This is a genomic window from Azospirillum argentinense, assembly GCF_000632475.1.
Lineage (GTDB): Bacteria > Pseudomonadota > Alphaproteobacteria > Azospirillales > Azospirillaceae > Azospirillum > Azospirillum baldaniorum.
Genome location: NZ_CP007794.1, coordinates 1,730,328 through 1,751,408, shown reverse-complemented (window position 1 = coordinate 1,751,408; position 21,081 = coordinate 1,730,328). Strand labels below are relative to the sequence as shown.

Sequence of the window (21,081 nt, the reverse complement as noted above, 5' to 3'; positions counted from 1 at the left end):
CAAGGGCCTTCGTTCGCATACCGGGGCACTCCAGAGGAGGCTCCGGACCGGCGGAGACGACCAGAGAGGGAAACGGGAGACATGAAGGCCAAGCGCACACACCTCGCCGCGGCGTTCGCCGCCATCGGAACGACCATCGCCGCCGGCGTGCTTCTGCTGGCCTTGCCCGCCCATGCCGCCGCCCAGACCACCACCGGCAAGCCGGCCGGGAAGCTGGTCCTCTACACCTCGCAACTCGAAGCCGACGCGAAGCAGACGGTGGACGCCTTCAAGGCCAAGAACCCCAGCGTCGAGGTCGAGTGGGTCCGCAGCGGCACGACCGAGCTGATGAACAAGCTCCGCGCCGAGATCGCCGCGGGCAGCCCGCAGGCCGATCTGCTGCTGATCGCCGACGCGGTGACCATGGAGTCGCTGAAGGCGGAGAAGCGCTTGCTGGCCTACAAGGACGCGCCGGTCCAGGGCTACCGCCCCGGGACCCACGATCCGGACGGCACCTGGTTCGCCACCAAGCTGATCACCACCGGCATCGCCTACAACACGGCAGCGCCGATGAAGCCCTCCTCCTGGCTCGACCTCCTGAAGCCGGAGGCCAAGGGCACCACCGTGATGCCCAGCCCCCTCTATTCCGGCGCCGCCGCCATCCACATGGCCGCCGTGAAGGAGCAGCCGGACCTCGGCATGGCCTATTACGAGAAGCTCCAGGCCAACGGCGCCACCGCGGCCAAGGGCAACGGCGGCATCCTGAAGTCGGTGGCGAGCGGCGAGAAGCTGTACGGCGTCATCGTCGACTACTTGCCGATCCGCGAGCAGGCCAAGGGCGCCCCCGTCGCCTTCGTCTTCCCCAAGGAGGGTGTCAGCGCGGTGACCGAGCCGGTCGCCATCCTGAACACCAGCAAGAATCCCGACGCCGCCAAGGCCTTCATCGCCTTCCTGCTGAGCAAGGAAGGGCAGGAGCTGGCCTCCCGCCAGGGCTTCCTGCCGGCGCTGCCAGGGGTCGCTCCGCCGGCCGGCTTCCCGGACACCTCCTTCATCTCGCTGATGCCCTATGACCCGGCCAAGGCCCTGAAGGACGACGAGGCCAACAAGAAGGACTTCGCCGACCTGTTCGGCGGCTGAGCCCTTCCGGCGATTGAAAATGAGTCTAGCCACTTTCAGCGACCGGCGGCCTTTCCACGCCGCCGGTCGTTTTTCCGTTTCCGGGGCGCCGCTGCTGTTCGCGCTGGCCGGGCTGATCGTCCTGCTGCCGATCCTGCGGCTGGTGTGGGAGGTCGCCGGGCCGATGGCGACGGGCGACCTGACGGCGCTGACCCGCGTGCTGACCTCCAAGATGACGTGGCGCGCCACCGGGAACAGCGTCGCCATCGCGGCGGGGGCGACGGTCGTGGCGGCGGCGCTCGGCGTGCCCTTCGCGCTGCTCTGCGGCCTGACCGACCTCAGGGGCAAGACGGCGCTGGCCTTCTGCCTGATCCTGCCGCTGATGATCCCGGCGCAGATCGTGGCCCTGTCGTGGATTCACCTCGCCGGCTCGGGCAGCCCGTTGCTGAAGCCGCTGGGCCTCGCCCCGGCGCCGGGCACGCCGAACCCGGTCTATTCCTCCGCCGGGATGATCCTGGTGATGGGGATCGAGCACGCGCCGCTGGTCTTCCTGGCCCTACGCGCCGCCCTGCGCGCCGTGCCGCGCGATCTGGTCGAGGCGGCGCAGGCGGCGGGCGCCCGCCGCGGGCGGGTGCTGCGCACCATCGTCCTGCCGCTCAGCCTGCCGGGGCTGGCCGCCGGGCTGGCCCTGTCCTTCGTCGCGGCGCTGGGCAATTTCGGGGTTCCGGCGCTGCTCGGCATCCCGGCGGGGATTCCGGTGCTGCCGACGTTGATCTACCGGCGGCTGGCGGGGTTCGGCCCGTCCGTCCTGCCGGAGGTCGCGGTGCTGGCCGTGCTGATCGGCGCCATCGCCTGCGTCGGCATCGCCGCGCAGATGGTGCTCCAGGCGCGGGTGGACGCGCGGGTGATCGGGGGTTCGGCGCCCGCGGCGGTGCTGCGGCTGGGCCGGGCGCGCCGCCCGCTGGAAATCCTCTGCTGGGCCGTGGTGGCGCTGATCCTGGCGGCGCCGCTGGCGGCGCTGGCCTCGACCAGCCTGATCCGCGTCTACGGTCTGCCGCTGGGGCCGGAGACGGCGACGCTGGCGCATTACGCGACGGTGCTGGGGCTGGATCAGGTGGGGCGGGCCTTCACCAATTCCTTCGTCCTGTCGGGAGCTGCGGCGCTGCTGCTGGTCCTGCTGGCGATCCCGCTGGCCCACGCGATGGCCGGGCCGGGAAAGGGCGGGCGGCTGGTCCGCGCCGTCGGCGTGCTGATCGAGCTGCCGCACGCGGTGCCCGGCGTGGTGCTGGCGATCGGCTGCATCCTGGTCTTCCTGAAACCCTTGCCGCTGCTGAGCGTCAGCCTCTACGGCACGCTGGGAATCATCCTGGCGGCCTATCTGGCGCGCTTCCTGTCGCTGGCCCTGCGCCCGGCCCAGGCCGCCTGCGCCGCGCTGGACCCGGCGATGGAGGAGGCGGCGCGCGCCTGCGGCGCCGGGCCGCTGCGCCGTCTGCGCACCATTGTGGCGCCGCTGGTGGCGCCCGCGGCGGCGGCGGGCGGGGTGTTGGTGTTCCTGACCGCCTTCAACGAGCTGACCGTGTCGATCCTGCTGTGGTCGCAGGGGAGGGAGACGCTGGGCGTCGTCGTCTACGCGCTGGAGGAGGGCGGCAGCCCGACGCTCGCCGCGGCGCTCAGCGTGGTGACGATCGCGGTGGTCGTGGCGGTGCTGCTGGCGGTCGGCTGGCTGGGGCGGCGGTTGCCGGCGGGGATCATTCCCTGGCGGGGGTGAGGCGTTCCTGAGACGGGGCCCCCTCCCGACCTCTCCCCGCTCTCAGCGGACCGAAGGTCCGCCTGCCGCGTCAGCGCAAACCTCTGGTTTGCGCGAGAGCTTCGCAAGGGGAGGAGATGAAGCCCTCCCCTGCGGGAGCGGGGGAGGGTTGGGTGGGAGCCCGGTTCCCGAACTCCCTCACACCCCCTCCGGCACCACCCAGCCGTCACGCACCGCGAGGCGCAGCGCTTCGCCCGGCGCGACCTGCGCGTCGCCGGACACCCGCAGGAGCAGGCGCACGCCCGGTGCGGCCTGCGGTTCGGCCTCCACCAGGACGAATCCGCCTTTGTAGGCGGCGCGCACCACGGTCGCGGCGATGGGACCGTCCGCCGCCGGCTCCAGATCCTCGGGCCGCAGGCAGGCCAGCGCCGACCCTTCCGGCTGGCCGGGGCGGCAACGGACCAGCGCCTCCGCTCCGAACAGGCGCACCCGCGCGCGGCCGGCCGCGACCGGACCCGTCACCACGCCGTCCACCACCGCGCCCTGGCCGACGAAGCCGGCGACCATGCGCGTTGCCGGTTCCCGATAGAGCGTGCGGGGCGCCGCCACCTGGGCCAGCCGCCCGTGGTCGAGCACCGCGATGCGCGTCGCCAGGGCCATCGCCTCCGCCTGATCGTGGGTGACGTAGACCATGGTGGCGCCGGTCTTGGCGTGGAAGTCGGCGAACTCCTCCTCCATCGCCGCGCGCAGATGCACGTCGAGGTTGGCGAGCGGCTCGTCCAGCAGCACCAGCTCCGGGCTCATCACGAGGCAGCGGGCCAGGGCCACGCGCTGGCGCTGGCCGCCGGACAGCTCGGCGGGATGGCGGGCGTCGAAGCCCGACAGCCCCACCGTGTCGAGCGCGGCACGCACCCGCCGCTCCCGCTCCGCACGGGGAACGCGGGCGGTCTCCAGCGGGTAGGCGACGTTGCCGGCCACCGTCATGTGCGGCCACAGCGCGTAGGACTGGAAGACGAGGCCGATCCGCCGCTCTTCCGGCGGGACGTGGGTGCCGGGGCCGGACAGGGTGCGGCCGCCGACCGTGATGCGCCCGCCGTCCAGCCGCTCGAACCCGGCGACCATGCGCAGCAGCGTGCTTTTCCCGCAGCCCGACGGGCCGAGCAGGGCGAGGAACTCCCCCGCCGCCACGTCGATGGTCACGCCGTCCACCGCGGGTGCCGGCGTCCCGGCATAGTGGCGGGAGGCGTCGTCGATCAGGAGAGCAGGCGTCTGAGTGGTCATGGCACCGGAAGTCGCGCTATTCAGGAAGGCGGCGAGGGATAGGCACAGTGCGGAACGGGGGCGTGATGTCAAGTGACGCTGCGATGACGGGGGCTGTGGCGGGGCGTGGGCAGAAGGTCCGGCTGCGCGCCCTGTCGGGGCTGGGGAACAAGGGGCCGGCCTGCTTCCTGGCGATGATCGGTGGGGCGCGGCTGCTGCTCGACTTCGGCGAGGGGCCGGACGCCGGGCGCCTGCCGCCGTTGAGCGGCGCAGGGCGGGTGGACGCCATCCTGGTCACCCACACCCACGGCGACCACGCCGGCGCCCTGGGCCTGCGCCACCGGGTCGGCAGCCCGCCGGTCTACGCCACGCCGCTGGCCGCCCGCCTCCTGCCGCCGACCGTCGCGGCCCTGCCGCTGCCGGTGCGCGGAACGGTGGAGATCCAGGGCGTTCCGGTGACCACCGGGCGGTCCGGCCACGCGCCGGGCGGGGTGTGGATCCACCTGGGTACGGAGGATGGCGGGATTCTCTACATGGGCGACCATTCCGACGAATCGGCCCTGTTCCCCTTCGACCCGCCGCCGCCGGCGCGGCGGGTGATCCTCGACGCCTCCTACGGGCTGGACGACACCCCGCAGGCGGAGCGGCTGGCCGCGCTGGAGCCCTTCCTCCACGCGGGTGGCGCTCTGTTCCCGGTGGCGGCGGACGGGCGCGGTCCGGAAATGGCCCTGTGGGCGATGGACCACGGCGTCGTCCCGGCCATCGACGACGCCCACCGCGCCGCCATCGCCCATCTGCTGGCGGAGGCCGACACCGCCCTGCGTCCCGGCGCGGAGGAGCGGCTGCGCCGGTTGCTCGACCGCGCCAAACAACCGGGCGACCCGCGCGACGTGACCTTCGCCGCCGGTCCCAACGCCACCAGCGGCACCGCCGCCGAGCTGGTGGAGCGCTGGGCCGGGGCGGGCGGGGAGGCAAGCGGACCGGACATCGTCTTCACCGGCTACCTCGCCGCGGGCACGCCGTCGCGGACCTTGGTCGATGCCGGCCGTGCCCGCTACCGGCGCTGGAACGTCCATCCGACGCTGCGCCAGTTGACGGCGCTGGTGGCCGCCACGGGAGCGGAACTGGTGTTGCCCGCCTTCGGCGATATCCGGCACCGGGAGGGCTGGCGGGCCGCCTTCGCCTCGGCGATCCTGGAGGGTCTGGACGACCCGGAGGTCTGAAGCGCGAGAGGAACGCGGCGGACATCCTGTTGGCATGGCTTGTCCCTTTGCCGACGGATGTCCATGGGCACCTTCGAGTTGCTGTCCATCCTCCTGACCCTGGCGGCGCTGTTCAGCTTTGCCAGCCGCGGCTTGCTCGGCCTGCCGGCGACGGCGGGGGTGTTCCTGCTGGCCTTCGGCTTCGCCTTCGCGACGGCGGTGGTCGGGACGCTGGTGCCGGCCATCGACATCCGCGCCTGGGAGGAGCGTCTGGTGACCAGCGCCCACCTGCCCGAAGCGTTGCTGGAGGGGGTGCTGGCCTTCCTGCTGTTCGCCGGTGCGGTGGAACAGGACAGCGGTACGCTGTGGCGGCGGCGCTGGGCGGTGGCGCTGCTGGCGACGCTGGGCGTCGTGATCTCGACCACCGTCATGGGCACCGGGATGTGGCTGGTCTTCGACGCCATGGACCAGCCGGTGCCGTTGATCTGGTGCTTGGTGCTGGGGGCGGCGCTGGCCCCGACCGACCCGGTGGCGGTGCTGGCGGTTCTGCGCAAGGCGCCTCTGCCGGAAGGGCTGCGCACCGCCATCGCGGGGGAGAGCCTGTTCAACGACGGCATGGGGGTGGTGCTGTTCGCCCTGCTGCTCGGGCTGGCCACCGGGACTGACACCGATGTGACGGTAATGGGCGTTGCCTGGGACATCGTGAAGGAGGCGGGCGGCGGCGTCCTGCTCGGGCTGGTGACCGGCTCGATCGCCTTCTGGGCGAAGAGCCGGGCGGACGATCCGGCGGTGGAGCTGTCGATCTCGCTCGCCTTGGCGGCGGCGACCTACAGCCTCGCCCAGCGGCTCGGCCTGTCCGGCCCGATCGCGGTCGTGGTGGCGGGGCTGCTGATCGGGAACACCGCCAAGCACCATGTCTCGTCGGAGCGGACGGGCTTCATCATGAAGGCCTTCTGGTCGATGGTGGACGCCATCCTGAACGCCATCCTGTTCATGCTGGTCGGGCTGGAGGCCGCGGTGGTGCTGTCCTGGCAGGCGCCGGTGATGGTCGCGGCGTTCCTGGCGCCGCTGCTGGCGCTGGTGGCCCGGCTGGCGAGCGTGCTGCCCGTGGTCGCCGTCCATCTGCGCAGCCAGCGCAAGGCGGCGGCGACCGCCGTGCTGACCTGGGGCGGGGTGCGCGGCGGCATCGCCGTGGCGCTGGTTCTGTCGCTGCCCGACAACCCACACCGCGACCTGCTGCTGGTCGCCTGCTACGCCGTGGTCGCCTTCACCATCATCGTGCAGAGCCTGACGCTCGGCCGGCTGGCCCGGCGCCTGTTCCCCGAAGGCTGACGGGTCATCCCGCGCAGGACAGGGATGCGCAGAACAGCCTTTCCTGTGGAAAGCATCCCATTATCTACTGAAACCAATCAGGCAATCGCCTTTATCAACGTATAATTTTTGTTGTTTGGAGTGTCGGGATGACGGACACGACTCTGGGCCGGGCGGCGGGTTCGGCCACGCTTCTGCCGGGCATCGACTGGCGGGTGGTCACCGTGGCGCTGCTTGCCCTGGCGGGCGGCGGCCTGTGGATCGGCGACGCCGTGTCGGGGCGGCAGGCGGCGCTCTATCTGGTGGGCGGCGCCCTGGGCCTCGTGCTCTACCACGCGCTGTTCGGCTTCACCTCCGCCTTCCGCGTCTTCATCGCGGACCGGCGCGGGGCGGGGCTGCGGGCGCAGATGGTCATGCTCGCCGTGGCCTGCGCGCTGTTCTTCCCGGTGCTGGCGGCGGGGACGCTGTTCGGCACGCCGGTGAAGGGGCTGGTGTCGCCGGTCGGCCTGTCGGTGGTGGCCGGCGCCTTCCTGTTCGGCATCGGCATGCAGCTCGGCGGCGGCTGCGCCTCGGGCACGCTGTTCACGGTGGGCGGCGGCAGCACGCGCATGGTCGTGACGCTGGCCTTCTTCATCGTCGGCTCGGTGCTGGGCGCCTATCACCTGCCCTGGTGGCAGGCGCAATGGACCGCCGCCCCGGTGTCGGTCGTCGCCGCCTGGGGCTGGCCGGTGGCGCTGGCGGTCAACCTCGTCCTCTTCGCCGCCGTTTATGCCGGTACCCTCGCGCTGGAAAAGTGGCGCCACGGCCGCCTGATCGAGGGCGCCCCGGCCAGGACCGAGGGGCTGCGGCGCTTCCTGCGCGGTCCCTGGCCGCTGGTCTGGGGAGCGGTGGCTCTGGCCGTTCTGAACTTCGCGACGCTGGCGCTGGCCGGGCGTCCGTGGGGCATCACCTCGGCCTTCGCGCTGTGGGGCAGCAAGGGGCTGGCCGTGCTGGGCGTGGACGTCGCCTCCTGGCCCTTCTGGCAGGCGCCGGCCCAGGCCAGGGCGTTGCAGGAGAGCGTGCTGGCCGACGTCACCTCGGTGATGGACTTCGGCATCATCCTGGGCGCGCTGCTCGCCGCCGGTCTGGCCGGCAAGTTCGCCCCGGTGTGGAAGCTGCCGTTGCGGTCGCTGGTGGCGGCGGTGGTCGGCGGGCTTCTGCTCGGCTACGGCTCGCGCCTCGCTTATGGCTGCAACATCGGCGCCTATTTCAGCGGGATCGCGTCGGGAAGCCTGCACGGCTGGGTGTGGATCGTGGCGGCGCTGGCCGGCAATTACTTGGGCACAGCCCTGCGTCCGTTCTTCGGCCTGGAGGTTGAGCGCACGCCGCGTCCGACCGCCTGCTGAGCGGATCGTGAATGAAGGACCGGTAAGGCGTCGGATGGACGCCTTACCGGCTTCCCTTATCGGAAGGCGCTACGATCCGGAGGGCACGACCACGATGTCCGAAGCGGACAGCGTATCCACATAGAATCGGGCGATCTGGATTGCTGCGCCGGAGCCAATACCGTCCGCGTCATAGTACAGGGTGCGGAACAGCGTATCGAAAATGAGGCGGTCGTCGGCGTCGGCCGGCATGTCCAGCGCGAACATGTTCGCATCCAGCGCGCCAACCGGAAGACCAAAGGTCGATGCTTCCAGTTCGATGCGATCCTCTCCGCTTTGGAAATCCTCGATGGTGTCGCCTGACCAAAGGTCGATGCCCAGGCGGAAGGCATCGGCACCAGCGCCTCCATTCAGCCGATCGGGCCCCAGTCCCCCGATGAGAGTGTCGTCACCGTCTCCACCATACAGAAAGTCGCTGTCGTCCCCACCGCTCAGTCGGTTCGCTGCGGCGCTTCCAATCAGAGTATCGCTTTGATTGGTTCCGATGACGTTCTCAATATCGTTGAACGTATCGCCATCGGCATGACCTCCGCTTCCGGTTCCGGTGGCAAGGTTCACGGTCACTCCCGACCACACCGAACTGCTGTAACTCACCGTGTCAGTGCCGGCCCCACCATCAAGCGCATCGCTTCCAAATCCGGCCTCGAAGGTGTCGTTTCCGGCGCCGCCGTTGATCTCGGTCGCGCTAAAGACGTTGCGGGCGTCGAACACGTCGTCGCCACCACCACCATAGACGCGCTCAACCTGCCATACGCCGAGGTCTATGTATCTTGGACTGTCCTGTTGGATAACGACGGTGTCGAAACCCGTTCCGCCGATAACCACCGCCTCGTTTCCGCTGATGTAGAAATAGTCATCGCCCTCCTCACCCAAGAGCGTGTCGGCCCCCTCTCCACCGATCAGTGTGTCGTTACCCATGCCGCCTTGCAGGAGATCGTCCCCCTCCTCACCAGCAAGCCAGTCGTTGTCCATGCCGCCTTGCAACGTATCGTTTCCAGCCCCACCGGTAAGCGAGTCGTCGCCGTAGTCATCCTGCAGGAGATCGTCTCCGTTGTCGCCGGACAAGGTGTCGTTTGCAGAGCCGCCGCGAATCGTGTCGTTGCCGTCCCTTCCGTAAATGACGACACTTTCCGATCCATAGTCGGCGTTGATCGAGTCGTTGCCGGCGCTCCCGTAGGCGACTTCAAAGTTTGCGAGGTGGAGGTTGAGTGTAACCCCTTCATCTCCCAGTACGATTACGGTGTCGTGCCCATCGCCTCCATCAAAAAAATAATCAAAGCTATCGATGTAAATTGTGTCATCTCCTTCTCCACCATGTAAAAAATCCGCTCCACTGCCGCCGAAAAGCGTGTCGTTTCCTTCTTCACCAATCAGATTGTCATCGCCATCACCCCCATCCAGGATATCATTTCCTTCTCCACCAAACAGGCTGTCATCGCCATTCCCCCCGTTCAAGACGTCGTCTCCTTGGTCGCCTCTGACCAAGTCAGAACCATTCTCACCGGTTAGGGTGTCGTGCCCTTCCCCACCATAGATTCCATCCTCACCGTCTCCTCCGATCAGCACGTCGTCGCCTTCTTCTCCGCTAATCAAATCATTATCCGGTGTTCCCTCCAAATAATCGGATTCCGATGTTCCCGAAATGATCGCCATTTTCTGTCTCCTGATTGAGCGCTGCTCTGTTTTCGTGTTCTGGGGGCAGAATAAAAAACGTAGCGGCAACGAAGGGCAGAAAACTGTGACGGCCATCACTCCTTCACATCGTATTCGATGCGTCAGGTCGCCGCATCAAGAGCGTAATGAAAAAGAAAATCTCCAAAAAGGTGTGGTTTATCGCTTGTCGGAGCGCGGTCTAAGCAGACGGCGCCAAACCTCAGCGGTATTCCGGCCGCCGGGCCAGCCCTTCCTTGAGATGCTGGATCAGCAGCCGCACCTTGGGCGACAGGTGGCGCTGCGGCGGGTAGACGGCCCAGACGGCGGTGTTGGGCGGTCGGTGGGCTTCCAATAGAGAGACCAGCCGGCCCGTCGTCAGATGCTCCACCACATAGTAGTCGGGCAACTGGCACAGCCCGAAACCGCGCAGTGCGGCGTCCAGCACCGCCGTGCCGCTGTTGCAGCGCCAGCGGCCCTGCGGCCGGAACAGCCACTCAGGCCCGCCGTCCTCCAGCGACCCCGCGTCGAAGGTCCAGCCGTCCGCGGTGCCGGTCAGGCAGTCGTGCTCGGCGAGGTCGGCCAGCCGGCGCGGCGTCCCGCGCCGCTCCAGATAGGAGGGGGCGGCGCACAGATGCATGACCCGCGGCGCGATCCGCGTGGCGACGAGGCTGGAATCCATCAGCCGGCCCAGCCGCACCGCCAGATCCACCCCCTCATGCACCAGATCCAGCCGGCGGTTGGTCAGCTCGATCTCGACGCGGAGCTGGGGGTGGCGCTCCAGGAAATCGTTGACCAGCGGGACGACGAACCGCTCGCCGTAAGCCACGGCGCAGGTGAGGCGTAGCAGGCCCTTGGGCTCCGCCTGGAGGTCGCTAACGGCGAGCAGCGCCTCGTCCCGCTCCTCGATCAGGCGGCGGCACTGGGCGAGCAGGGAGCGGCCGGCCTCGGTCAGAGTCACGCTGCGGGTGGTGCGGTAGAACAGGCGGGCCTGCAACCGGTCCTCCAGCCGCGCCACCTGCCGGCTGACCTGCGAGGAGGAGATGCGCAGCCGCTCCGCCGCGCGGGAGAAGCCGCCGCACTCGGCGACCGCCACGAATTCGTCGATGCCATCCCAGCGGCTCACCCGTCAAACTCCCGATTCCGTCCCGATTATCCCCATACGGCAACAATCCTCTCCAACATTGCAGCGTTGTCAACGCGCGCGGAATGCTAACGTCGATCATCAAAGAAACGCGAACGCATGGAGACGGTGGGATGGTGAAGTCACGCGCGGCGGTGGCCTGGGAAGCGAAGCGCCCCCTGGAGATCGAAGAGGTCGAGGTCGCGGCGCCCAAGCAGGGCGAGGTTCTGGTGCGCATCGTCGCCACCGGCGTCTGCCACACCGACGCCTACACCCTGTCCGGCATGGATTCGGAGGGCGTGTTTCCGGCGATCCTGGGCCATGAGGGCGCCGGCATCGTCGAGGAGGTCGGGCCGGGCGTCACCTCCGTCCAGGTGGGCGACCATGTCATCCCGCTCTACACGCCGGAATGCGGCAAGTGCAAATTCTGCCTGTCCGGCAAGACCAACCTCTGCCAGGCGATCCGCGCCACCCAGGGCAAGGGGCTGATGCCGGACGGCACCAGCCGCTTCACGGCGAAGGGCCAGCCGGTATTCCACTACATGGGCACCTCCACCTTCTCCGAATACACAGTGCTGCCGGAGATCGCGGTCGCCAAGATCAACAAGGCCGCTCCGCTGGAGAAGGTCTGCCTGCTCGGCTGCGGCGTGACCACCGGCATGGGCGCGGTGCGCAACACCGCGAAGGTCGAGCCGGGCTCGACGGTCGCCATTTTCGGGCTGGGCGGCATCGGCCTGTCGGCGATCATCGGCGCCGTCATGGCGAAGGCGTCGCGCATCATCGGCATCGACATCAACCCCGACAAGTTCGAGATCGCCAAGCAGCTCGGCGCCACCGACGTGGTGAACCCGAAGGACTACGACCGCCCGATCCAGGAGGTTCTGGTCGAGATGACCGACGGCGGCGTCGATTACAGCTTCGAGTGCATTGGCAACGTCAAGGTGATGCGCGCCGCGCTGGAATGCTGCCACAAGGGCTGGGGCGAGTCGGTGATCATCGGCGTCGCCGGGGCCGGGGAGGAGATCAGCACCCGCCCGTTCCAGCTGGTCACCGGGCGCGTCTGGCGCGGCTCCGCCTTCGGCGGCGTGCGCGGCCGGTCGGAGCTGCCGGATTACGTGGAGCGCTACCTGAAGGGCGAGTTCGAGTTGGACACCTTCATCACCCACACCATGGGGCTGGAGGATATCAACAAGGCCTTCGACCTGATGCACGAGGGCAAGAGCATCCGTTCCGTCATCCTCTACAACCCGTGAGGACCGGATGGAGTCGCAACTGACCCAGATCGCGGCGAACCGCTGCTTCGGCGGCTGGCACAAGCGCTTCCGGCACCGCTCCGCGGTGCTGGACTGCGACATGGTGTTCGCCGTCTATCTGCCGCCGCAGGCCGAATCGGGCGCCAAATCGGGCAAGGTGCCGGTGTTCTACTGGCTGTCCGGCCTGACCTGCACCGATGAGAACTTCATGCAGAAGGCCGGCGCCATGCGGATGGCGGCGGAACTCGGCATCGCCATCGTGGCGCCGGACACCAGCCCGCGCGGCCCCGACGTGCCCGGCGATCCGGACGGCGCCTGGGACTTCGGGCTGGGCGCCGGCTTCTACGTCAACGCGACGCGGGAGCCCTGGGCGAGGCACTACCGCATGCACGACTATGTGGTGCGGGAACTGCCGGCACTGGTCGAGGCGGAGCTGCCGGTGACCGACCGGCGCTCCATCGCCGGCCATTCCATGGGCGGGCACGGCGCGCTGGTCTGCGCCCTGCGCAACCCCGGCCGCTACTGCGCCGTGTCGGCCTTCGCGCCGATCGGCAACCCGGCCAGCGTGCCGTGGGGCGAGAAGGCGTTCGAGCGGTTCTTCGGTACCGACTACGCGGCGTGGCTGGAGTGGGACAGCTGCGCCCTGCTGGGCCGCGCCACCGAGAAGCTGCCGATCCTGGTGGACCAGGGCGACGCCGACAGCTTCCTGGAGAAGCAGCTGAAGCCGGAGAACCTGCAGCGGGCGGCGGAGGCGGCGGGCCACCCGCTGACCCTGCGGATGCAGCCGGGCTACGACCACAGCTATTTCTTCATCGCCAGCTTCATCGACGACCATCTGCGCCACCACGCGGCGGCGCTGCTGGCCGACTGACGCGTTTCGTTCGGGCATACGGCCCACCCAACGGTTCACCCGCTTCCGGAATGGGCCGTATGTCCGGACAGGTCTCCCATTCGTATCGACAAGCCTCCGACCCAAAGGCATCATTTCGTTACGACGCGAAATAATTGGGAGGTTGTCGTGAAGTTCATGTCCAAGACCCGCCGTCTGGCCTTCGCCGCCGTGGCGGGCGCGGTCGCCATCGGCGCCACCGTCGCCGTGGCGCAGACCCCGGCCTTCTTCCGCATCGGCACGGGTGGCACCGCCGGCACCTACTATCCGGTGGGCGGGCTGATCGCCAACGTCATCTCCGGCGCCAACGGCGGCGTGCCCGCTCTGGTGGCGACCGCCGTGGCCTCCAACGGTTCTGTCGCCAACATCAACGCCATCAAGGGTGGTTCGTCCGAGTCGGGCTTCTCGCAGTCGGACGTCGCCTACTGGGCCCACACCGGCACCGGCCTGTTCGAGGGCAAGGGCAAGGTGGAGGACCTGCGCGTCATCGCCACGCTCTACCCGGAAACCATCCATCTGGTCGCCCGCAAGGACGCCAACATCAAGTCGGTCGCCGACCTGAAGGGCAAGCGGGTGTCGCTGGACGAGCCGGGCTCGGGCACGCTGGTCGATTCGCGCATCGTGCTCGGCGCCTTCGGCCTGACCGAGAAGGACGTGAAGGCGGAGTATCTGAAGCCGGGTCCGGCGGGCGACCGCCTGCGCGACGGCGCGCTGGACGCCTACTTCTTCGTCGGCGGCTACCCGACCGGCGCCATCTCCGAACTCGCGACCTCCTCGGGCATCTCGCTGGTCCCGATTACCGGGCCGGAAATCGACAAGATGCTGGCGCAGTACCAGTTCTTCGCCAAGGACACGGTGCCGGCCAACACCTACAAGGACGTTCCGGAGACGCCGACCATCTCCGTCAACGCCCAGTGGTTGACCAGCGCCAAGCAGCCGGACGACCTCGTCTACAACATCGTCAAGACGCTCTACAACGAGAAGAGCCGCGCCGCGCTCGAAGCCGGCCACGCCAAGGGCAAGCTCGTCACGTTGCAGACGGCGACCAACGGCTTGGGCATCCCGCTGCATCCGGGTGCGGAGAAGTTCTACAAGGAACAGGGCGTCCTGAAGTAAGGCGCGCTCTCCTTACATTTTCTCATGCCGCATCCGACCAGTACAACCCTCTCCCCTCCGCTCGCGCGCAAACGAAGTTTGCGCTGACGCGACAGGCGGACCTTCGGTCCGCCGAAATTGGGGAGAGGGTGGCCCGAAGGGTCGGTGAGGGGGATGCGGTTTTGCCGAACTTCCCGACACGCGCAACCCCCTCACCCTACCCCTCTCCCCAGAGGGGAGAGGGGAATGGAGCATCCATGACCGATACCCATCGCGATCCGCCATCCGACATCCGGCTGGATTCCGCGTCCATGGAACTCGACGAGGCCAAGGCGCGGGAGTTGGAGGAGAAGTTCGACTCCGAAATCCGCTTCCGGCCGCTGTCGCCGCTGGCGGGGAAGCTGGTCGGCGGGCTGCTGATCATTCTGTCGCTGTTCCACTATTACACCGCCGGCTTCGGCCTGCTGCCGGAGATGGAGCATCGCGGCATCCATCTCTCCTTCGTGCTGGGCCTCGTCTTCCTGGTCTTCCCTTTCACCAAGCGCGGCTACGGCGAGCCGGTGATGGGCACGCTGCTGCGCCCGCTGGGCATCGGCCTTCAGGACTGGGCGCTGGCCATCGGCGCGGTCGTCGCGGTGATGCACGTCCCGCTGATCCCGCTCGACGATCTGGCCTTCCGCGTCGGCAACCCGACCACCACCGACGTCGTCCTCGGCTCCATCCTGATCGTCGTGTTGCTGGAGGCGACCCGCCGCTCGGTCGGCTGGCCGCTGCCGATCATTTCGCTGATCTTCATGAGCTACGCGATCTGGGGGCCGCAGATGCCCGGGCTGCTGAAGCATCCCGGCGCCACGGTCTCGCAGCTCGTCGACCATCTCTATCTGACGACGCAGGGCGTTTACGGCATCGCGCTGGGCGTGGTGGCGACCTACGTCTTCCACTTCGTGCTGTTCGGCGTCTTCGCCACGCGCATCGGGCTGGGGCAGCTCTTCCTCGACTGCGCGGCCTGGGTGGCCGGGCGCTACGCCGGCGGTCCCGCCAAGGTCGCCATCTTCGGGTCGGCGCTGTTCGGTATGATTTCCGGCTCCTCGGTCGCCAACACGGTGACGGTGGGCTCGCTGACCATCCCGGCGATGAAGCGGATGGGCTACAAGCCGCATTTCGCCGCCGCCGTGGAATCGACGGCCTCCACCGGTGGGCAGATCACCCCGCCGATCATGGGCGCCGCCGCCTTCCTGATGATCGAGTTCCTGGGGTTGCCCTACACGACCATCATCATGGCGGCCATCGTCCCGGCCTTCATGCATTTCTTCGGCGTGCTGGTGCAGGTGCATTTCGAGGCCAAGCGCAACGGCCTGCGCGGTTTGCGCCCCGACGAGATGCCGGATCTGAAGGAGGCCTTCCGCCGCGACTGGCCGACGGTCATTCCGCTGGTCGTGCTGATCGGCATCCTGATCGCCGGCTACACGCCCTACATGGCGGCCTTCTGGGGCATCACCCTGTGCATCGCGGTCGGCCTGCTGAACCCGCGCAAGCGCATGACCATCTGGGAGGTTCTGGACGGGCTGCGCGACGGCGCCAAATACGCGCTGGCGGTCGGCGCCGCCGCCGCCACGGTGGGCATCATCGTCGGCGTGGTCACGCTGACCGGCGTCGGCTTCAAGATCTCCTACATCGTCACCTCCACCGCGGGCGAGATGGCGGTGTGGGCGGGGGCCTTCCTGCCGGGCTGGCTGGCCGACGCCAAGGCTCTGACGCTGCTGTTCACGCTGATCATGACCGGCGTGGTCTGCATTCTGATGGGCTGCGGCATTCCGACGACGGCCAACTACATCATCATGGCGACCATCGCCGCCCCGGCGCTCGGCCTGCTGGGCGTGGCGCCGATCGTCGCGCACTTCTTCGTCTTCTATTACGGCGTGCTGGCCGACATCACGCCACCGGTGGCGCTGGCCGCCTACGCGGCGGCGGGCATGGCGGGGGCCGACCCCTTCAAGACGGGCAACACCGCCTTCCGGCTGGGCTTGGCGAAGGCGCTGGTGCCCTTCGTCTTCGTCTTCTCGCCGTCGTTGCTGCTGGTGGCGCCGGGCTTCAACTGGCCGGACTTCTTCATCGCCTTCCTCGGCTGCATCGTCGGCATCGTCTGTCTGGGCGCCACCCTGACAGGCTGGCTGCTGACCAACATGCGGACCTGGGAGCGGGTGATGCTCGGCATCGCCGCCATTCTGCTGGTGACGCCGGAGTTGTATTCGTCGTTGCTGGGGCTGGCGCTGATCGTGCCCGTCCTGCTCCGCCAGATGTCCGCCCGCCGCCTGACGCCAGAGCCGGCCTGACGCCCGAGCCCGCCTGAAGAACAACCGGTCTCTTCGAGAGGACCCGACAAATGAACATTCCCCATCCCTACCTGATGTTCCTCGGCGATGTTCAGGACCAGCTCGGCGCCAAGACGGCGCAGGGCATCGTGGACTGGCGGCGCGACTGGTGCCTCGGCCAGATCCGGCTGGAGGGCTGCAAGGCCGACCTCGGCATCCCTGACATGACCATCGCCGAGGCGGCGGGGCAGGGCGCCCGCACGCTGGTGGTCGGCGTGGTGAACGCCGGCGGCGTCCTGCCGGAGCATTGGACGAGCTTCATCGTCCAGGCCATCGAGTCCGGCATGGACGTGGCGAGCGGCCTGCACACCCGGCTGGAAAGCATCCCGGCGATTGCCGAGGCGGCGGCGCGCCACGGCCGCCAGCTCTTCAACGTCCGCCATTCCGACCAGCGCTTCGCCACCGGCAAGGGGACCAAGCGTCCGGGCCGGCGCCTGCTGACGGTCGGCACCGACTGCTCCGTCGGCAAGAAGTACACGGCGCTGGCCCTGGAAAAGGAGATGCGCGCCCGCGGCATGGACGCGGATTTCCGGGCCACCGGCCAGACCGGTGTCTTCATCTCCGGCCGCGGGGTCGCCATCGACGCGGTGGTGGCGGACTTCATCTCCGGCGCCGTGGAATGGATCGCCCCGGCGGCCGATCCGGCCCATTGGGATCTGATCGAGGGGCAGGGCTCGCTCTACCACCCCTCCTTCGCGGGCGTGTCGCTGGGGCTGCTGCACGGCGCCCAGCCCGACGCCTTCGTCGTCTGCCACGAGCCGACCCGCAGCACCATGCGCGGCGTGCAGCACCCGCTGCCGTCGATCCAGGAAGTCATCGACCTGACGATCCGCTGCGGACGGCTGACCAACCCGGCCATCCGCCCGGTCGGAATCGCCATCAACACCAAGGCCTATGGCGAGGACGAGGCGCGCGCCTGCCTGGAGGCGGCGGCCAAGGCCCATGACCTTCCGGCCAGTGACCCTATCCGGTTTGGCGTAGGCGAAATTATTGACCGTCTGACGGAAGAATTTGCCACTGAGTAACGTTAATAGGGGATGATCATGGTGCCGATGGACGGCACGAAGCACAGCCGCCCATCGTCATAAGAATGATCGCCCGCCATCCCGTTCAGCCGAATTGGATCGCGGGTCCGGCCTCCCCACTTGGATATGATGAGCAACCGCACTCCCGCCACCCAATACGCCGCCCTTCCTTTCCGCCTTCGCAACGGCCGGCCGGAAATCCTGCTGGTCACGTCGCGGGAAACCAAGCGGTGGATCATCCCCAAGGGGTGGGCGGAGGAGGGCGTGAAGCCCTGCGACATGGCGGCGCGGGAGGCCTACGAGGAAGCCGGCGTGCGGGGCACCGTCGATCACCGGCCCTTCGGCAATTTCCGCTACATGAAGCGGCTCAGCGTCAACAAGTCTGTCCTGTGCGCGGTGACCGTCTTCCTGCTGGAAGTCGACGAGATGCTGGACGAGTGGCCGGAGAAGGGCCAGCGCGAGCGCCGCTGGATGACCCCGTCGCAGGCCGCCCTGGCCGTCGGGGAAAGCGGCCTCGTGGAGATGCTGCTGCGGCTGGGCATCCCGCCGGACTGAGCCGGACCGGCGCAACACAACGCGGTTCTCAAAGAAAAAGGCCCCTTCCGCACCGGCGGAAGGGGCCTTTCGCTGTCTGCCCTACAGCCTTGCGGCAAGGCGGGCGAAGGTGAAGGGCTCGTCCGTCAGGAAGCGGATGTCCTCGATCACCTGGGCGCGCAGCGAGCGGTCGTCGATGCTGCAGCCCCAGAAGGCCGTCTCGCCCAGATAAGCGGCGACCATCGCCTCCAGCCCCGCCGGGGTGCCGTCGTCCAGGGCGCCGATGGCGCGGACACGCTCGACGATCTCGGCGGAGTCGCGCGGCGGCAGTGTGTCGGCGCCGGGGAAGCGGCCGAGATAGAAGGCCAGCCAGGCGGCCAGCGACAGGCTCATCAGCGGCGCCGGCCGTCCGAACCGCTCCCGGTAGGCGAGCAGCCGGTCCAGGTTGCGGGTCTGGTACTTCACGAGGCCGTTCAGGCTGATGTCGTACCACAGGTGCCGGATGTAGGGGTTGCGGAAGCGGCGCAGCACGGCGGCCGCGAAGTCCTCCAGCTCCGGCCTCGGCAGGGTGAGGAAGGGGATGACCTCCTCGTTGAGCAGCCGGTCGAGGAAGCGCGCCCCGGCGGGATCGCTCACCGCTTCGCCGACCGTCTCGACGCCCGCCAGCAGGGCCAGGGCGCACAGGCCGGTGTGGGCGCCGTTGAGGATGGCGACCTTGCGCGCCTTGTAGGGGGTGACGTCGGCGGTGACGACGGTGCCCTCGTCATGCTCGCCCAGCGGCAGACGCAGCGCGGGCATCCCCTCTTTGCGCTCGATCACGAACAGGTGGAACAGCTCCGCCGCCGCCATGAAGCTGTCGTCGTAGCCCAGCTCGCGGCGCAGGTCGTCGGCCTCGGCGCGCGGGAAGCCGGGGACGATGCGGTCGACCAGCGTGTTGTAGAAGGCGTTCGCCGTCTCGATCCACTCGATGAAGGCCGGCTCCAGCGCCCAGTCGCGGGCGTGCAGCAGGACGATGCGCTTCAGCTCTTCGCCGTTGTGGTCGATCAGCTCGCAAGCCAGCATTTGCAGGCCGGCGTCGGGCGCGCCGTCGAAGGCCTTCCAGCGCTCGTGCAGGAAGCGGGTCATCTTGCCGGGGAAGGAGACCGGCGGCTCGTCGGCGTAGGCCACCGACGGGACATAGGCGATGCCGGCGTCGGTGGTGTTGGAGACGACGACCGTGACGTTCGGGTCGCGCGCCAGCTCCAGCACCGACCCCCAGTCGCCGTGCGCCGCGATCTCGTTGCGCACGCAGCCGATCAGCCGGGCCTGCGAAACCTTCCGGCCAGCCTCGTCGACGCCGCGCGACAGGACGGTGTAGACGCCCTCCTGCTCGTTCAGCGTCTGCGGGAAGCCGCCGGGGATGGGGCGGACGACGGTCACGCCCCAGTCGCCGCCGGTGGCCTCGTTCAGGCGGTCGACCTTCCAGTCGAAGAAGGCGCGCAGGAAGTTGCCTTCGCCGAATTGCACGATCCGCGTCGTCGTCGGGCGCGGCCGTCCGTTGAGAAAGAATGCGTTCAGGCGCTGCATGGTCGGCGTCCTTGTCTGAGAGGTGGCGGGGTTCAGAGCGTGACGCCGGACTTGAAGATCACGAGGTCGTGGACGTCGTTCTCCTCGTTGCGCGCCTCTTTGCCGTTGGCGACGGCGAGGATGCTGTCGATGAAGGACGGCAGCAGGCTGTCCACCGTGGCGGTGGCCTCGGCGATGGGGCCGGCGTTGAAGTCGATCCAATGCCGCTTCTTCTCGGCCATGGCGGTGTTGGTGGCGATCTTCATGGTCGGCACGACGCCGCCCAGCGGCGTGCCGCGGCCGGTGGTGAACAGCACGATGTGGCAGCCAGCGGCGGCCAGGGCGGTGACCGCCACGCCGTCGTTGCCCGGCGCCTCCAGCAGGGTCAGGCCCGGCTTGCGGATGCGCTCGGCGTAGCGGATGACGTCGCGCACCGGGGAGAGGCCGGCCTTCTGGGTGCAGCCCAGCGACTTCTCCTCCAGCGTGCTGATGCCGCCGGCCTTGTTGCCGGGCGACGGGTTCTCGTAGATCGGCTGGTTGTGGTCGAGGAAATACTGCTTGAAGTCGTTGATCAGGGTGACGACGCCCTCGAAGACCTCGCGGCTCTCGGCGCGCTCCATCAGCAGATGCTCGGCGCCGAACATCTCCGGCACCTCGGTCAGCACGGTGGCGCCGCCGATCCCGCACAGCCAGTCGGAGAGGGCGCCCAGCAGCGGGTTGGCGGTGATGCCGGAGAAGCCGTCCGAGCCGCCGCACTTCAGGCCGATGCGCAGGCGGTCGGCGCCAACCGGCTCGCGCTTGTCCTCGCGCATCACCGCGGCCAGCTCGGTCATCGCCTCCAGCGACGCCTCAAGCTCGTCCGACACCTCCTGGGTGGTCAGGTAGCGCAGGCGGCGCGGGTCGGGATGCTCGAAGCCCTGGGTGAACAGGGCGCGGGTGTTGTTCTCGCAACCCAGCCCCATGACCAGCACGCCGCCGGCGTTGGGGTGGATGGCGAAGTCGCGCAGAATGTTGCGGGTGTTGTCGAGGTCGCCGCCGAGCTGCGAGCAGCCGTAGGGATGCTCCAGCACCATGACGCGGGAGCCCTCGGGCAGCAGGCCCATCTTCTCGAAGCGCTTGGCCGCGTTCTTGGCGAGGCCGTTGACGCAGCCGACCAGCGGGATGATCCACAAGTCGTTGCGCACGCCGATCTCGCCGTTGGCGCGGACGAAGGCCTGGATGGTCGGCGCCTCCCGCTTGGCCGGCGCCGCGTCGTTCGCCGGGCCGGCGTAGGCGTAGTCCTGAACGCCGCCCAGCGCGGTCCCGATGTTGTGGGTGTGGATGTGCCGCCCCACCGGGATCGCCTCCTTGGCGAGGCCGATCACGCTGCCGTACTTGATGACCCGGTCGCCCGGCTGGTGCGGCGTCACGGCGAACTTGTGGCCCTGCGGCACCTCGTCGAGCAGGACGACGCCCAGACCGTCGATCGCGGTGCCCTGGGCCAGCGGCTCCAGGGCGACGGCGACGGTGTCGCTGGAATGGATCTTCAGGTACTTCGACATGTCAGGCCCCTTGGG

The 21,081-nt window shown here is 68.7% G+C and carries 16 protein-coding genes; 11 read left to right on the top strand and 5 right to left on the bottom strand.

Features of this window, described 5'->3' with window-relative positions:
• The first annotated feature begins 81 nt into the window (after window positions 1–81).
• Both ABAZ39_RS21955 and ABAZ39_RS21950 read left to right on the top strand, forming a co-directional pair.
• Window positions 82–1,116 (top strand): ABC transporter substrate-binding protein, encoded by a 1,035-nt coding sequence (locus tag ABAZ39_RS21955; RefSeq protein ID WP_051658348.1) that lies wholly within the window; start codon window positions 82–84, stop codon window positions 1,114–1,116.
• 19 nt (window positions 1,117–1,135) lie between these two features.
• Entirely contained in the window at window positions 1,136–2,863 is a 1,728-nt protein-coding gene (locus ABAZ39_RS21950; RefSeq protein WP_051658347.1) for an ABC transporter permease, read from the top strand.
• A 177-nt stretch (window positions 2,864–3,040) separates the two neighbouring features.
• On the opposite strand, the gene ABAZ39_RS21945 is transcribed toward ABAZ39_RS21950, so the two are convergent.
• Entirely contained in the window at window positions 3,041–4,123 is a 1,083-nt protein-coding gene (locus ABAZ39_RS21945) for an ABC transporter ATP-binding protein (RefSeq protein WP_040134939.1), read from the bottom strand.
• A gap of 65 nt (window positions 4,124–4,188) precedes the next feature.
• Here ABAZ39_RS21945 and ABAZ39_RS21940 point away from each other — a divergent pair, with 65 nt between their 5' ends.
• From ABAZ39_RS21940 to ABAZ39_RS21930, 3 genes are all read left to right on the top strand, one after another.
• Window positions 4,189–5,325, top strand: a complete 1,137-nt coding sequence (locus tag ABAZ39_RS21940; protein ID WP_247874902.1) for an MBL fold metallo-hydrolase — start codon at window positions 4,189–4,191, stop codon at window positions 5,323–5,325.
• A gap of 63 nt (window positions 5,326–5,388) precedes the next feature.
• Window positions 5,389–6,636 (top strand): cation:proton antiporter, encoded by a 1,248-nt coding sequence (locus ABAZ39_RS21935; RefSeq protein WP_040134937.1) that lies wholly within the window; start codon window positions 5,389–5,391, stop codon window positions 6,634–6,636.
• A 128-nt stretch (window positions 6,637–6,764) separates the two neighbouring features.
• The gene (locus tag ABAZ39_RS21930; RefSeq protein WP_051658345.1) at window positions 6,765–8,000 is read left to right on the top strand and encodes a YeeE/YedE family protein; all 1,236 of its coding nucleotides are present in this window, start codon (window positions 6,765–6,767) and stop codon (window positions 7,998–8,000) included.
• Window positions 8,001–8,069: 69 nt separating this feature from the next.
• Here ABAZ39_RS21930 and ABAZ39_RS34595 read toward each other — a convergent pair whose 3' ends face one another.
• Window positions 8,070–9,692, bottom strand: coding sequence for a calcium-binding protein (locus ABAZ39_RS34595; RefSeq protein WP_160174848.1), 1,623 nt, complete (start codon window positions 9,690–9,692; stop codon window positions 8,070–8,072).
• A 220-nt stretch (window positions 9,693–9,912) separates the two neighbouring features.
• Window positions 9,913–10,815 carry a LysR substrate-binding domain-containing protein gene (locus tag ABAZ39_RS21920; RefSeq protein ID WP_040134933.1) on the bottom strand — a complete coding sequence of 301 codons (903 nt, stop codon included), beginning with the start codon at window positions 10,813–10,815 and terminating at the stop codon, window positions 9,913–9,915.
• Window positions 10,816–10,946: 131 nt separating this feature from the next.
• Between ABAZ39_RS21920 and ABAZ39_RS21915 the strand changes: the two genes are divergently transcribed.
• The 6 genes from ABAZ39_RS21915 (at window position 10,947) to ABAZ39_RS21890 (ending at window position 18,001) form a co-directional block, all read left to right on the top strand.
• Entirely contained in the window at window positions 10,947–12,065 is a 1,119-nt protein-coding gene (locus ABAZ39_RS21915; RefSeq protein ID WP_040134931.1) for an S-(hydroxymethyl)glutathione dehydrogenase/class III alcohol dehydrogenase, read from the top strand.
• Between the two features lie 7 nt (window positions 12,066–12,072).
• Complete coding sequence (gene fghA / locus ABAZ39_RS21910; protein WP_040134930.1) at window positions 12,073–12,936, top strand: S-formylglutathione hydrolase; 864 nt, start codon at window positions 12,073–12,075, stop codon at window positions 12,934–12,936.
• A gap of 147 nt (window positions 12,937–13,083) precedes the next feature.
• On the top strand, window positions 13,084–14,070 hold the full coding sequence (locus ABAZ39_RS21905) for a TAXI family TRAP transporter solute-binding subunit (RefSeq protein ID WP_014197519.1): 987 nt from the start codon (window positions 13,084–13,086) through the stop codon (window positions 14,068–14,070).
• A 236-nt stretch (window positions 14,071–14,306) separates the two neighbouring features.
• Complete coding sequence (locus ABAZ39_RS21900; protein WP_051658344.1) at window positions 14,307–16,382, top strand: TRAP transporter permease; 2,076 nt, start codon at window positions 14,307–14,309, stop codon at window positions 16,380–16,382.
• A 50-nt stretch (window positions 16,383–16,432) separates the two neighbouring features.
• On the top strand, window positions 16,433–17,446 hold the full coding sequence (gene dgcN, locus ABAZ39_RS21895) for an N-acetyltransferase DgcN (protein WP_040134928.1): 1,014 nt from the start codon (window positions 16,433–16,435) through the stop codon (window positions 17,444–17,446).
• A 129-nt stretch (window positions 17,447–17,575) separates the two neighbouring features.
• Window positions 17,576–18,001 carry an NUDIX hydrolase gene (locus ABAZ39_RS21890; RefSeq protein ID WP_040135837.1) on the top strand — a complete coding sequence of 142 codons (426 nt, stop codon included), beginning with the start codon at window positions 17,576–17,578 and terminating at the stop codon, window positions 17,999–18,001.
• Window positions 18,002–18,082: 81 nt separating this feature from the next.
• Here the strand turns inward: ABAZ39_RS21890 and ABAZ39_RS21885 are convergent, their stop codons facing one another.
• Complete coding sequence (locus tag ABAZ39_RS21885) at window positions 18,083–19,546, bottom strand: tagaturonate reductase (RefSeq protein ID WP_040134926.1); 1,464 nt, start codon at window positions 19,544–19,546, stop codon at window positions 18,083–18,085.
• A gap of 32 nt (window positions 19,547–19,578) precedes the next feature.
• The gene (locus ABAZ39_RS21880; RefSeq protein ID WP_040134925.1) at window positions 19,579–21,066 is read right to left on the bottom strand and encodes a UxaA family hydrolase; all 1,488 of its coding nucleotides are present in this window, start codon (window positions 21,064–21,066) and stop codon (window positions 19,579–19,581) included.
• Window positions 21,067–21,081: the final 15 nt, after the last annotated feature.

What these genes read in the sequence shown, in the direction of transcription:
- ABAZ39_RS21880 (WP_040134925.1), bottom strand. Translation starts at nt 21,066, where the DNA reads ATGTCGAAGTACCTGAAGATCCATTCCAGCGACACCGTCGCCGTCGCC.
- ABAZ39_RS21950 (WP_051658347.1), top strand. Translation starts at nt 1,136, where the DNA reads ATGAGTCTAGCCACTTTCAGCGACCGGCGGCCTTTCCACGCCGCCGGT.
- dgcN (WP_040134928.1), top strand. Translation starts at nt 16,433, where the DNA reads ATGAACATTCCCCATCCCTACCTGATGTTCCTCGGCGATGTTCAGGAC.
- ABAZ39_RS34595 (WP_160174848.1), bottom strand. Translation starts at nt 9,692, where the DNA reads ATGGCGATCATTTCGGGAACATCGGAATCCGATTATTTGGAGGGAACA.
- ABAZ39_RS21885 (WP_040134926.1), bottom strand. Translation starts at nt 19,546, where the DNA reads ATGCAGCGCCTGAACGCATTCTTTCTCAACGGACGGCCGCGCCCGACG.
- fghA (WP_040134930.1), top strand. Translation starts at nt 12,073, where the DNA reads ATGGAGTCGCAACTGACCCAGATCGCGGCGAACCGCTGCTTCGGCGGC.
- ABAZ39_RS21940 (WP_247874902.1), top strand. Translation starts at nt 4,189, where the DNA reads ATGTCAAGTGACGCTGCGATGACGGGGGCTGTGGCGGGGCGTGGGCAG.
- ABAZ39_RS21955 (WP_051658348.1), top strand. Translation starts at nt 82, where the DNA reads ATGAAGGCCAAGCGCACACACCTCGCCGCGGCGTTCGCCGCCATCGGA.
- ABAZ39_RS21945 (WP_040134939.1), bottom strand. Translation starts at nt 4,123, where the DNA reads ATGACCACTCAGACGCCTGCTCTCCTGATCGACGACGCCTCCCGCCAC.
- ABAZ39_RS21935 (WP_040134937.1), top strand. Translation starts at nt 5,389, where the DNA reads ATGGGCACCTTCGAGTTGCTGTCCATCCTCCTGACCCTGGCGGCGCTG.
- ABAZ39_RS21890 (WP_040135837.1), top strand. Translation starts at nt 17,576, where the DNA reads ATGAGCAACCGCACTCCCGCCACCCAATACGCCGCCCTTCCTTTCCGC.
- ABAZ39_RS21930 (WP_051658345.1), top strand. Translation starts at nt 6,765, where the DNA reads ATGACGGACACGACTCTGGGCCGGGCGGCGGGTTCGGCCACGCTTCTG.
- ABAZ39_RS21915 (WP_040134931.1), top strand. Translation starts at nt 10,947, where the DNA reads ATGGTGAAGTCACGCGCGGCGGTGGCCTGGGAAGCGAAGCGCCCCCTG.
- ABAZ39_RS21900 (WP_051658344.1), top strand. Translation starts at nt 14,307, where the DNA reads ATGACCGATACCCATCGCGATCCGCCATCCGACATCCGGCTGGATTCC.